The 12737-nt window shown below is 64.4% G+C and carries 7 protein-coding genes; 4 read left to right on the top strand and 3 right to left on the bottom strand.

The window, feature by feature from the left end:
• The gene (locus tag K8I61_08955; protein MBZ0272153.1) at positions 1–1176 is read left to right on the top strand and encodes an SWIM zinc finger family protein; all 1176 of its coding nucleotides are present in this window, start codon (positions 1–3) and stop codon (positions 1174–1176) included.
• 34 nt (positions 1177–1210) lie between these two features.
• Here the strand turns inward: K8I61_08955 and K8I61_08950 are convergent, their stop codons facing one another.
• Positions 1211–1882, bottom strand: coding sequence for a hypothetical protein (locus K8I61_08950; protein ID MBZ0272152.1), 672 nt, complete (start codon positions 1880–1882; stop codon positions 1211–1213).
• Between the two features lie 379 nt (positions 1883–2261).
• Between K8I61_08950 and K8I61_08945 the strand changes: the two genes are divergently transcribed.
• Entirely contained in the window at positions 2262–5747 is a 3486-nt protein-coding gene (locus K8I61_08945) for a hypothetical protein (GenBank protein ID MBZ0272151.1), read from the top strand.
• Between the two features lie 283 nt (positions 5748–6030).
• Here K8I61_08945 and K8I61_08940 read toward each other — a convergent pair whose 3' ends face one another.
• Entirely contained in the window at positions 6031–7560 is a 1530-nt protein-coding gene (locus K8I61_08940) for a hypothetical protein (GenBank protein MBZ0272150.1), read from the bottom strand.
• Positions 7561–7844: 284 nt separating this feature from the next.
• Between K8I61_08940 and K8I61_08935 the strand changes: the two genes are divergently transcribed.
• Together K8I61_08935 and K8I61_08930 are read left to right on the top strand one after the other, a co-directional pair.
• Positions 7845–9842, top strand: a complete 1998-nt coding sequence (locus tag K8I61_08935) for an N-6 DNA methylase (GenBank protein MBZ0272149.1) — start codon at positions 7845–7847, stop codon at positions 9840–9842.
• On the top strand, positions 9839–11725 hold the full coding sequence (locus K8I61_08930) for a hypothetical protein (protein ID MBZ0272148.1): 1887 nt from the start codon (positions 9839–9841) through the stop codon (positions 11723–11725). Before K8I61_08935 ends, K8I61_08930 begins: the two co-directional genes overlap by 4 nt.
• 193 nt (positions 11726–11918) lie before the next feature.
• Here the strand turns inward: K8I61_08930 and K8I61_08925 are convergent.
• On the bottom strand, positions 11919–12737 hold an 819-nt coding region (locus K8I61_08925), incomplete at its 5' end, for a TerB family tellurite resistance protein (protein MBZ0272147.1).

Raw genomic sequence — 12737 nt, 5'->3', positions numbered from 1 at the left:
ATGGGCGGGTGGCGATGGGACGACGACGGCTATAGGCCCCGATTCGAGAAAAAGCTGGCGCGCCAGGTCAAGGACGGCTTGAAGGTCGAGAAAAAAATCGGCGGAACGTGGTGGTCGTCCCGGTGGATCGGCGTGCTGGAGTCCTTCGACATGGGCGCGCGGCTTGCGCGGGGGAGAACCTACGCGCGCCGAGGGCAGGTGATCGACATCGACATCGGCGCCGGCGTCGTCCGATCGCGGGTTCAGGGCAGCCGAAGAACGCCGTATGCGGTCAAGTTGCAAATCCAGCCCCTGTCGGACGCGAGTTGGGAAAAAATCTTCAAGGCCTTGGCCTCGCAAGCCCTTTTCGCGGCAAAACTGCTGGCGGGGGAGATGCCGCAGGCGATCGAGGAGGCGTTCTCCGCGGTCGGCGCATCGTTGTTCCCGAAGAGGATCGACGACCTGCAAACGGTGTGCTCCTGTCCGGACTGGGCCAATCCCTGCAAGCATATCGCGGCCGTGTATTACGTTCTCGGCGACCGCTTCGACGACGACCCGTTTTTGATTTTCGCGTTGCGGGGGCGCGACGAGAAACAGGTCATCGAGGCGTTGAGAAAACTGCGGAAAACCGATTCCGGCGATGCGCCCGCCGTCATCGCGGAACCGGGACACGCGTCCATTGAGGAGCCGGCAACGCCGATTTCGACGGATCCGGACCGCTTCTGGCGCCTGGGCGAAGACATCGAGGGTCTGACGTATGAACCGGTGCTTCCCGAAACGCCCGAGGCGGCTCTTTTGATTCTGGGGCCTTGCCCCAAGCCTATCGGGGGGGAGCAGCTCGTCGAGTGTCTGAAACCGGCCTACATGGATCGGCCGCCTGCCAGGATCCTTCGCGTCATCGTGAAGTCGGAGGCGAAAATCGTTTCGACGCAAAAGAGGCTCCCCGCGCTGGGCGACCCCCTTTTGCAAGAGCTGGCCGGGAAATTACCCGAGCCGCTGCGGAAAACGCATTTGGGGACGATGAAACTCCCCGCAAGACTCACCAATATCCTGATGGCGAACCGAATTCACACCATAGAGGAAATCCTGCAATTCGAAGCCGCGAATTTCCTGAAATTTCAGGGCGTCGGCGGAAAAACTTTGAGGGACATGGTGATCGAACTCCAGTACTTTTTGCAGAAACGCATGAACACCTAGCGACTCCGCCGTTTTCGCCTCGGCAACGTGTACGCTATTTCACCGCCGACACGTTGATCACGTACCCGAACATCGTGCCCGAATGCAGCGAGCAATAGTACGTGTACGAATCCACCGAGTCGAAGGTGTGGTCGAAGAAATCGCCGTTGCCGAGATTACCGGTGTCAAACTCACCGTCCGGGTTGCCCGGCGTGCCGCTCATCAGGCGATGCGTCAACGAGTCTTCGTTCAGGAAACGCACCGTATCGCCGACGTCGATGTTCAGCGGATCGATGTCCACATCGGAGCCGTCGATCGTGACCAGGTGATCGTAAGCCACGGCGGAGTCGTCGTCGCCCGTGTCATCGTCGCCGGTGTCGTCGTCGCCGGTGTCGTCGTCGCCCGTGTCGTCATCGCCCGTGTCGTCGTCAAGATCGTCGTCGTCGTCACCGGTGTCATCGTCATCGTCGTCGTCACCGGAGTCATCGTCATCGTCGTCATCACCCGCATCGTCGTCGCCGGCGGAATCGTCGTCGTCGCCGGCGTCGTCATCGTCGCCACCCGCGGTGTCGTCGTCGTCCGCCGCGTCATCGTCCACGGTGGGCAAATCGCCGGTGTCCGAGTCGTCGTCATCGTCGCCCGAGCAGGAGCAAGACGCCGCGAACGGCGACATCGCGATCGCACTCGCGGCGATGAGAAAATAAATCGCACGGGGAAAACGCCTCATGAATCACCTCCACAATGGAAAAACCCCAGCGTTCCTGTTCCCAATAACACGTCCCAAACGCCAGCGACAACGGCTTCGCGGCGATGGCGTGATCCGGAACGCACGAATTTCGGTCCGCCAAGCGCGGTGATGCCGTTCGCTCCGGAGCCCCCGCGCGGCGGATATTTTCCCGCTTCTCCGGCGAGGGCGGTGACAATTTCCCGACGATTTTCGTTGAAATACCCGAAATTTGGGGCATTTTTTCGTGGGTGCCGCGTTGACGCCACGCGGCGGGAGGGGATATCATTTGCGACTGAGAAATTCGCTTTACTGCGTTCGCCCCGAATGCGAACAAGATGCGTAATTTGGGAAGCCATTAGGGGTTGGGAGGAATCCGAACATGACGCGGAATCGGTCGACCGCGCTTACGGTCTTTCTTGTACTGGCGCTCGCCTTTTCGCTGGCCTCGTGCTCTTGCGGCGGCGGCGAGGACAACGGCGGCTCTCGCGTCGGCGATGACGACGACGATTTTAGCCCGCCCCCTCCGGGCGATGACGACATCGGCGACGACGACACCTTCCCGGACGACGACGCGGACGACGATTTCGATGACGATTCGGACGACGACGCCGACGACGACTCGGACGACGACTCGGATGACGACTCGGATGACGACTCGGACGACGATTCGGACGACGACTCGGACGATGACTCCGACGACGACTCCGACGATGACGCGGACGACGACGATGACGACCTCCCCACCGTCGCGTTCGTGAAGCCGGCCGACAATCAGGAGTTCGACGGCTACACCTTCGATATCGAGGCGAACGTCGCGAATATCAACGTCGGGTTGACGGTCGTTACCCTCGACGGCGACGACATCACCTCGTACCTGACCGTCACTTCCACCAAGATCACCGGCGTCTTCGCGATCGACGCGGGCAGCCACACGCTGGTCGCGAACGTCTTCGACGGTTCGGGCGGCAGCGATACGGATTCCGTCAATTTCTCCATCGACATGGGCAAGATCGAAATCATCGAGCCGCAGCCCGGTGCGATCTTCAATTACCGCGACATCCCCATTCAGGCGACGTATTTCAACATCGATCCGGGCACGATTCATGTCCTTGTGGATAACGGCTCCGGGTACGCGGACTGGACGGGCGACCTCACGGTCGGCGGCGGATTCGTCAGCGGCGAATTTCCGTATGTCGATCCCGGCGACTACACGCTTCGCATCTACGGAACGCATCCGAACCACGTCGACCCGGACTCGAATCCGCAGGGCATCGTCGACGCCTACAGCTACTTCTCGATCGAGCTTATCGAACCGCACATCCAGGTCACGCTCGACAAGAACCAGATCGAGGCCGGCGAATTCGTGACGGTGGATTACGCCGTCATCGACGAGACCGGCGATGATCGCTCGGACGAGGTCACGGTTGACTGGGACGTCCTGCCGGCCAACGGCGTGACGGTGAACGAACTGAACCAGACGGTGCTGTTCACGCAGCCCGGTTTCTTCACGATCACGCTTTCCACGATTCTCGACAGCGAGTTCGTTGAAGGCGAGGCGTTCGTGTGGGTGGACCCGGACCAGGCCGGCTCGATCGAGATCGACATGTCCGCGCTGCAAACGCAGGCGGGCGAGCAGATCTCCGGCACGGCCACCGTGTATAACGAGGACGATCAGGAAATTTTCGCGAACGTCCTGTGGACGACCTCCCCCACGTGGGGCGTTACCATCACGCAGGGCAACCCGGCGTATTTCGTCTTCACCCGCGCGGGCTTCGTCACCGTGCGCGCGACGGTGGTGGGCACGGGCCTGTTCGCCGAACAGGTCGTCGAGGTGCTCGCGGGCGATCCGTTCCGGCTCGACATCCTCATTCCCGACCCCGTGCTGAATCAGGGCGAGTTCACGCATCCCGAGGCGGTCATCAAGGACCAGTACGGCAATATCGTGGACACCGTCGACGCGGCGTTTTCGGTCAATCCGACGAATGGGGTGCAGGACGACACGCCGGCGGCCGGCGACATCACCTTCAACGACCAGGGCATCTTCGACATCACCGGCACCGCCGCGCCTCCGTGGAGCGGCCTGTCGGATACGGAAACCATCCAGGTCATCGACGTGACGGCGCCGGATATCGAAATCTGGACGCCCGAACGCGGCCTGTGGGTGGATCAGAACTCCATCCTGATTTCCGGCATCGTGAACGGCTGCAACTATCTGAACGATACGATCGTGTATTCGGATTCACCGGGTACCGTCCGAAACCTCGCCGGCCCGCCGAACGCGTGCCAGTTCAGCCACGACTACAACCTCGAGCACGGCCTCAACATCATGGAGTTGACGGTCACCGAGGGCGGCTCGGGCAATACGTCCAAGGCGTCCGTCAGCACGATGAACGGCTCAAAGGTTCCCGACAATGCGCTCATCCAGCCGGCGATGTTCTTCCGGATGAACGAGCGCGGGTTCAACCAGTTGATCGATCTCATGATGCCGATCCTCAACGAGCTCATCGACCAGATTCCGAACCTGCTCTACTCGTTGAACCCGATCTTCGATGAAAAGGTGAAATTCTGGGGCATCACGATCGCCAGCGCGCGCGCGGAGGTGCAACAGGTCACGATCGGCGATCCGTTCTTCTCGCTCGACGTTCTGCCGAGCCTCGGCATCAAGCTCGTCGCCGGCGTCAACGACATCCACCTCGAATTCAAGGTGCGCGGCACCATTCTCGGCATCGGCTACTCGATTTCCGGCGATGTGGACATGGATGAGATCCGGCTCGATTCGGACGCGTTCATCTACGTGGACGAAAACGACCACTTCACCGTCGAGATCGAAAACATCAGCATGAGCATCCAGGGCTTCTCGTTTGATATCAACAACTTCCCCGACGAACTCGAGGACTGGTTCAAGGACGACATCAGCGATCTCATGGAAGATGTCATCAACGACGTGCTCTCCGACACCGTGCCGGATCTGCTCGAGGAGTTGCTCAACCAGCTCCCGACCGACTTCTCGTTTGATGTCGGCGGCGCCGAGTTCGGTGTGACCTACGCCATCGAAACGGTGCTGTGGGATCAGGACGGCGGCACCATCGAGATGAACATGGGCGTCAGCTCGCCCGACACCATCCCCGGCGTGCCCGACTTCGGCGGCTCCCTCTACACCCCGGGCATTCCGCCGGCGGATACCGAGATCGGAGCCAACGTCCCCGGCACGCAGAACCCCTACGGATTCGGCGTCGTGCTCGGTGACGACCTCATCAACCAGGCGTTGTATCTGCTGTTCCGCACGGGCATGATCTCGCAGAACTTCGACGCGGTCGTGGAGACCGACAACGTCTTCATGCAACTCGCGTTCCCGGGCCTGCACGCTGCCAAGCCGGGCGATGTGGACATCAAACTGCGTCCGTTGCTGCCGCCGGTCCTCGTGGTGGCGCCGCCGAGCGGCCAGGCCGAAACCGACGGCTTCATCCCCATCGAGTTCCAGCTCGGCGACCTGCTCGTGTCGATGTACGTCGACGACGGCTCCGACGAGACGCTCTTCCTGGAGATGGCGGTCGGCATCATCATCCCCGGCGAACTTTCGATCACCTTCCCGGACAACACCCTCTGGGTGGACTTCGACGATCCGACGATGACCGTTTACGTCTTCGCCGAACCGCTCATGGACTGGGATAACGCGCTGTTCGAGAACGTCGCGCCGATCCTCGGCGAACTGCTCATTCCGTTCCTGGGCGAGCTCATGAGCGGAATCCAGATCCCGTCGTTCGACGTGGCGGGTTACGGCCTGTATCTCGTTGACGAGACCATCATGGGTTCGAACAACGACTTCATGGGCATCTTCACGGACCTGCTGCCGGTCATCCCGTAGCCGTCCGCGAAAACGAATCGCCAAAGGGCGCGGCTCTGCACCGAGCAGGGCCGTGCCCTTTTTTATTGAAGATTGAAGACGGGAGATTGAAGATTATTGGCACACGCCGTTTCGATGGGCACCCGGTGGCACCGCGTGCGGCCTGTCCCGTCCGTCCATCGGGTCCATGATGTCCATTTTGTCCATCGCGCAAATACCCGCTCCCTGACGGTCGCGGTTCGTCGCGCGTTGGTGAAACCCGCTCCGTGACGGTCGCGGCTCCGACATCGCGTTTCGCGGAAAACTACTCCCCGCCCGACTCCAGCGCCGTTTTCACGCCGGCGAAGTGGGCGTGGAGATCCCGCACGGCCTCGAGGATCGACTCGCGTGTCTTGTCGACGTGCTTTTGAATCTTGTCGGAGTTGTTCCGGATCGTCTTGGTCAGCGTCGTGATGTCGTCGAGCGCCTTCACCAGTTCCTCGACGTGCGCGATCGAGCGATCGATCGCCTCGACGTTCACGCCGAGCTGGGCATGCGCGAACCGCTTCTTGTGAACGAGCGCGCGCGCGACGGAAACCGCGGCTTTCAGATACACGTCCGACGCCGGATCCTCGGGATCCCAGACGACGACAAGGTCTTCGCCGAATCGACGCAGCGGCTCGCCGCTCGCGGCCGTTTCACGCGAGCGGACGAAAACGCCGATTGACGCGTCGCGATTCCTCTTGGCGTCCTGAAGCTCCGTGAGGACTTTCCGGTCCGTGTACGACTTGTCGTCCTTGATCTCGTAAACGATCCGCTGGCCCGCGCACGAATGATCGGGTGGAAGGATGACGAGCGCGTCGCCCTTCTTGCCGACGAGGCCCGGAATCGCGCCGACAGCCTCGAACAGGTCGCCGGTCGCCTCCGCCTCGCGCCGGATCAATTCGACCGCCGCGACCTCAAACGCGTCGCCGTGCAGCGGTGTGCGTTTTTCCACCTCGCGCCGCGTCTTCTCGCTTTCCAGCAGCGCTCGTACTTCCGTCTGGAAGTCGGACTGCTTCTTGACGATCTCCTCCACCGCGCGCGTGAGTACCTTGTTCATGACGGAGATCGCCGAGTCCTCGACGTTGAGCGAAAGCTGTTTTTTGAGCGTGTCGATGTCCTCGCCGACGCCTTTGCGAAAATCGCCCTGCGCCTCGTTCATCTTCGCGACAAGCAGCGACAGCGTCGACGACGAATCGTTCAGATCGAACGCCGCGAGAATCTGCTTGCGCTGCGCCGCCAGCTCCTCCTCGACGATCGTCTGCATCCGCGTCGGCAGGCCGTCGGTGTGCTCCGGATCGAGCAGGCGAAACAGCGGTGTGTCCTTGCCCAGGTGCTTCTCGAGCGTCGCCACGATGACGCTGCCATCGCTGCCGACGTGCGTCGAAAGCAGGCGCGCAAGTTCGCCGTCCGCCGCGAAAAGGCGCGAAAGCTGCTGCGGCAGGCTTTCGGCGCGCTCCTTGTCGAGGAACGGCGCGAGCGTCTGGTGGATCGACTCGCGCAGCGTCAATTCGCTGCCCTTGAAGGTGGTCGCCAGCTCCGCGAGCAGGCGTTCGCCCTCGTGCCGGACGCGCAGCGCGCCCGCCTCGTCCGCGCCCTGCCGCAGCGCGAGGACGCCGATCTTCAGCGCCACGAGCGCACGTTCCTCGCGTTCGACCAGATCCTCGATTTCGGCAAGCGCATCCACCACGACGGGGTCCGTCACGCGCAACGTCAGGTCGAGCGACGCGGCCTTGCCGTTGCCGTTCGTGCGCGGCTTTTTTTCGATATCGACGGAATCGTCGCCGCGACGTTTTTCGGGTACCGATTGCATGTTTCCTCCCGATGTCTGCTTTATATCACAATCTTCTCACCCGTTCCTGTTACCCCGTCAGGGCCGCAAACGAAGCGTTCGCGAAGCGAATGCGGAGTGCGCGGTCGGCGCCGCCGGGCATCGCCGCTGTCGATCGCCATCCATCGTGCCAATGCGGTGCCGACCGCGCATTCCGGCCCCGCTCGGAGCGGGGCCTCCATTTGCGGCCCTGACATCGCCAAGTGCGCGGTTCGTACGGACACACCATGGACAGAATGGACACGATGGACGATATGGACAGACGCATGCCTCGCCCAAACGACGATCAAAAGCGCCTTCGCGCGTTTTTCGCCGACGCCGGGGCGCGCGGCGTGGATTTTCCGCAAGCGGCCGCGTGGTTGATGCGGAAATTTATGACGCACCCGTGCGAGACGATCGACGCCCTAGCAGACGGGATCGATCGGCAGGACGTGCTTTCCATTCCCGAGGCCGAGCTGGAGCTCGGCGTTCCCGGGGGCGTCCCCGGGGGCGATCCCGTGCGCTTTGACAATCTCTACGACGCCATGCTCGCCGCGGCGCCCGGTCACGCGCACGACCGCCGCGCGCGCGGCACGGTCTATACGCCGGCGCCGCTTGTCGAATACGTGCTCGACCACGCGCTCGCGCCGGCGCTCGAACGCGCGGACGATCCGCTCGCGTTGCGCGTCCTTGATCCCGCGTGCGGCGGCGGGCGTTTTCTTCTGGCGGCGGCGCGGCGCATCGCGGACGCGGCCATCGCGCGCGGCGTGCCCGTTGACGAGGCCCGCGCCCGCGCGGCGGAGTGCGTTGTTGGCGTGGACACCGACCCGCTGGCGGTGATCGTCGCGCGGCTGGGGCTGGTCAAGTTCGCTTCCCAATCCCGGTTCCGTGTCTCGCCGACCATCCTCGACGCCGACGCGCTCGCGCCGGACACCATTCGCGCGCTCGCCGATGCCCAAATCGCGCCCGGATGCGTGGGCGCGGGGCCGTTTGAGGTTGTCGTCGGCAATCCGCCCTACATCACCCACGGCTTGCGCGGCGCGGCGACGCTCGATGCCGCGAAAAGCCTTGATTTGCGCGCGCGGTTTCCGCTGTCCGCGGAATACAAGATCAATATCCCCGCGTTGTTTGTCGAACTGGCGCTGCGGCTTGTGCGCGCGGACGGCCGCGTGGGGCTTGTGCTGCCGGACAGCTTTCTGACCGGCCGTTATTTTCGCCGCTTGCGCGAGGAGCTGCTTGCGCGCGGCGGGCGCGTCGAGCGCCTGGCCGTCATCGATCGCGCGTTCGCGCGGGGCGACGCCGGACGCACGGTTGTCCTCGTCGCGTCGCCGGACGATCGCGGCACGCGCCGCGTGGTGACGATCGTGCGCGCGAAAAACGTGGACGCCCTGGGCGCGACGGGCGCCGCGTCCGCGAAAATAAGCGCGCGCGCATTCGCGGCTTTGCCGGCGACGCGTTTCTCCCCGATCGCATGTGACGCAACGTGGCGCCGGGTGACGCGGGCGTTTTCCGGCGCGCCGCTATCCGGCATCGTGCAATTCCGGTCGGGGCTCGTCGCGAAAAACGGCCGCGCGAGTTTTGTGGTGACGCCGGACGAAACCCGCTCCCTCACGGTCGCGGTTCGTGACCGGGAAAGCGATGCGGCGTTGCAATGTCCGAGCCGCAAACGCAGCCAAGCGGTGTGCGCGGGCGACGACGCCGACAACCTCGTCCCGCTCATCGCGAGCGGGCGCGAACTTCGCGCGTTCGACGTGCGTTGGGCGGGCCATTTCGCGCGGCGCGACGCGGCCCTTTACAAATCCGGATATCACGCCCGCTGGTACGAGAGCGCGAAGCTCCTGGTGAATCAGACGGGCGACCGGCCGCGCGCGGCCGTGGACGCAAGCGGATTGTGGGCAACCAACAACCTGCACGTCGGGCTTGCCGGCAGCGACGAGATCCTGCATTTCGTCGCGGCGCTCGTGAACAGCGCGCCGTTTGCGGCGCTGTACGCCGCCGTGGCGGGCGAGACCGGGCGCGCGATGGCGCAGATCGACATCGACCTGCTCGCGGCGATGCCGCTTCCGCCGGGCGCCCAAAACGCGGGCGGGCTGATCGCGCCGGCCTACGTGCGCGACGTGGCGGCGATCTCGCGGGAACTGCACGAGAACCCGAATGACGCCGGCGCCGCGTGGTGGCGTTCGAGAATCGATTCGATCCTGGAAGCGGCCTACGACGCCGGCCAGGGAGCGGCCGCGCCGATCATCCCCGCCGCACAAACCGCGGCGGCTGAGGTCGCGACATGACGCGAAGAAATAAGCGCGGGGCGCTCGCCATTCTGGCCGTGGCGACGTTGGCGGCGCTTGTCGCGTGGTGGCCGGCGCCGGACCTGCGTCACCTGGACGAGCTCGGATATTTTTCCGAACGCGCCCGGCCAAGCGGAAGCGAAATGGTCGAAATCGCCGGCGCGTTGCGGCGCATCGTCGCCGACCCGGCGGCGGAGGTTGCGACGCCCGTGGTCGATATCCCCCGAACGCAGATTTTCGTCTCGCTGTTCGCGCCGGGGGTCGACCCGGTTTTCGTGCAATCGGAGCCTGGTCCGTGGGATGCCGCGTTTCGCGAGGCCGCCGCGAAACTGCGCGTAAGCGAGGCGGTCGCGGCACGTTTTCGGCCGATCGCCGACCGCTGTGCCATCAAGGTCGATCTGTTGCACCAGCGCAAGAAGCTGCGAGTGCGCGACGAGCCGCGACGCATGGCGCTCGAGGCCGGGCTCGACGGAGTGATCCTGCAACTTCCCGATCGCCTCGTGATGCTGCCGCCGTGGGATATCCTGACGGGCGATTGGGAAGTGGCCGAGGGCGGCAACCGCGCGCACCGCCGCAACACGCGCTGGCTTTCGCGCCTGTCGAAGGCGGCCGGGCGCGGATCGAACGGCTGGCGAAACGCCAACCTCTACAGGTTCCGCACGCGAGCGTTCATCCAGGATGCCGCGGGCGCGCCGCCGCGCCGCCTGTATCGCGGGCTCGATCCGCAAAAAGGCGATCCACGCCCCGCGGAATTGCGCGAAGCGCTGTCCGAGGCCGCGCATTTCGTCAGAAGGCTGATGGAGGACGATGGGCGCTTTACCTATATCTACGAGCCGATCCCCGACGAGACGAATCTTTCCTTCTACTACGGCGTCGTTCGTCACGCCGCGACGGTCTATGGCCTTTACGAGGCCAACGAGGTCCTGAACGATCCGGCGATCGGCGCGGCGGCCGATTCGTCGCTCGCGTACATGGTATCGATCTCGCGCGAGCCGCTTTTCGGTGAAGGCCTGGAAAGCGTGCGCCAGAACGGACTGTCGTTCCTCGGCGCGACGGCGCTCGGGCTGCTGTCGCTCCTGGAAACACCGGAGGCGACTCCCGAGGACGAGGCGCGCATGGCGCGCTACGCGAAGTTTCTCGTCGCGATGAACGCGCCGTCAGGCGGTTCGTACGGATCCTGGGCGCAACGGCTGGTGCGCTGGGAGCCCGATCCGCCGGTGCTCTACTTTCCCGGCGAGAGCCTGCTGGCGCTCGTCCGCTATTACGAACGCGCGCGCGATCCGTCGCTTCTGGACGAGGCGAAAAAGATGGCGCGATTTCAGATCGCCGACTTCAGGAAGCGCGACGTGCCGGACGCCTGGCTGACGCAGGCGCTTTCAAGGTTGGCACGTCTTGACCCGGACCCCCAATGGCGAACGGCGTGTTTTGAATTGGCGGACTGGTACGTGAAGCATCAGCACGGGGGCGGGCGGAAGGTGCGCTACCGTGACGAATGGGGCGGATTCGACAACTCACGCCCGCCCCGCGCGACGCCGGCCTCCGCGCGCACGGAAGCCCTCGCCGCGGCGTTTGACCTGGCGCACGCGGCCGGCGAAACCGCGCGCGCCGATCAATACGGCGACGCGGTTTTGCGCGCGTGCCGCTTCATCATGAACTGCCAGTACGGCCCGCGCATCGACTACCTGGCGCGTGACCCGGGACGCGCGCGCGGCGGCATCCGCGGCGGCCTCGTGGACAACGACGTGCGCGTGGATTTCAACCAGCACGCGATGATCGCGTTTCTGGGCGGCTTGCGGGTGCTGGAGGCGCGTGGCGAGCGGCAGGTTTTTTCGACGGAACACAGAGGGCACGAAGGAGACACAGAGGACACCGAGGAACGATAAGACTGGAAGGTCGTAGCAGGGCCGCATTCACCAGGGGGACGCAATGGGCACAAAGGGCGCGACTTGTCACCCTGAGCGAAGCGAAGGGTCTCGCCCCGTGCCACCGCGGAAGGAGATTCTTCGCTTCGCTCAGAAAGACAAACCGCTCAGCGACAAGTCACGCCTCCTCCGTGCCCTCTGTGTACCGCCGAAATCAAAACTCGAACCATGTCACCGTTTCCGCGTGGATTTCCTCGACGACCGGCGGCGCGAGATCGAGCTTTTTGGCCGCGTCGCGCAGGACGCGCGTTTCGCGCGCGTTGACCGGCCCGTCCGAGGCCGCCACGAGGAACGCGGCGCGGTAGATCAGCTCCCGCGTGCGCAGGGGCGCGCGGTCCGCGTGGACCGCGCCGAGGCGCGCGGGGGATTTTTGCCAATCGCGCACGCGCAGCTTCATCTCGCCCGTGATGCGCAGCGGGTTCAGGATTTCACCGATCATCGCGCGTTCGCGCGCGCCAAACGACCGATCCGCCCACGCCACCGCATGCACGACGCGGGCCAGGTCCTCGACGTCGATTTTCGAAAGACGCGCGCGCTCCTCGTGCCGCCGCCAGGGGTGCAGGCGGTCGATCTCCTCGATATGGGAAAGCGCGAGGATCGAAAACGCGCGCATCGTTCCGTACGCCGCGGCACCGCGAAGGCCGGCGCCCGCGATCATGGAGACAGCCAGCCCCGTGCGCGCGCCAAGCCGATCGTGCGTGACGCGGGCGATCAGCGCGGGCAGCACGAGGTCCGACAGCCTCGCATAGGTGCGCGGCGGCAGCCCGGCGGCGCTCGAGACGGCGGCGCGCTCAAGCCCGGCGATGAGCGGGTGTTTGCTGACCGTGGCGACGCCGCAAAAAGCGGCGGCGATTTTGAGCAGCTCGTCGCGCAAAAGATCGTCGGAGTCGCGCGCGTGGATCAAACCGGCGCCAAGGACGATACGGACCATCGCGCGCAGCGCGAGATAGAGATCGGCCGCGACGGCGCCGGC

This window comes from bacterium (assembly GCA_019912885.1).
Lineage (GTDB): Bacteria > Lernaellota > Lernaellaia > JACKCT01 > JACKCT01 > JAIOHV01.
The sequence above is the reverse complement of the archived record's forward strand: the minus strand, read 5'-3'. Positions and strand labels throughout refer to the sequence as shown.

Excerpts from the sequence above, each read along its gene's own strand:
- K8I61_08955 (MBZ0272153.1), top strand. The coding sequence starts at position 1 with ATGGGCGGGTGGCGATGGGACGACGACGGCTATAGGCCCCGATTCGAG.
- K8I61_08950 (MBZ0272152.1), bottom strand. The coding sequence starts at position 1,882 with ATGAGGCGTTTTCCCCGTGCGATTTATTTTCTCATCGCCGCGAGTGCG.
- K8I61_08945 (MBZ0272151.1), top strand. The coding sequence starts at position 2,262 with ATGACGCGGAATCGGTCGACCGCGCTTACGGTCTTTCTTGTACTGGCG.
- K8I61_08940 (MBZ0272150.1), bottom strand. The coding sequence starts at position 7,560 with ATGCAATCGGTACCCGAAAAACGTCGCGGCGACGATTCCGTCGATATC.
- K8I61_08935 (MBZ0272149.1), top strand. The coding sequence starts at position 7,845 with ATGCCTCGCCCAAACGACGATCAAAAGCGCCTTCGCGCGTTTTTCGCC.
- K8I61_08930 (MBZ0272148.1), top strand. The coding sequence starts at position 9,839 with ATGACGCGAAGAAATAAGCGCGGGGCGCTCGCCATTCTGGCCGTGGCG.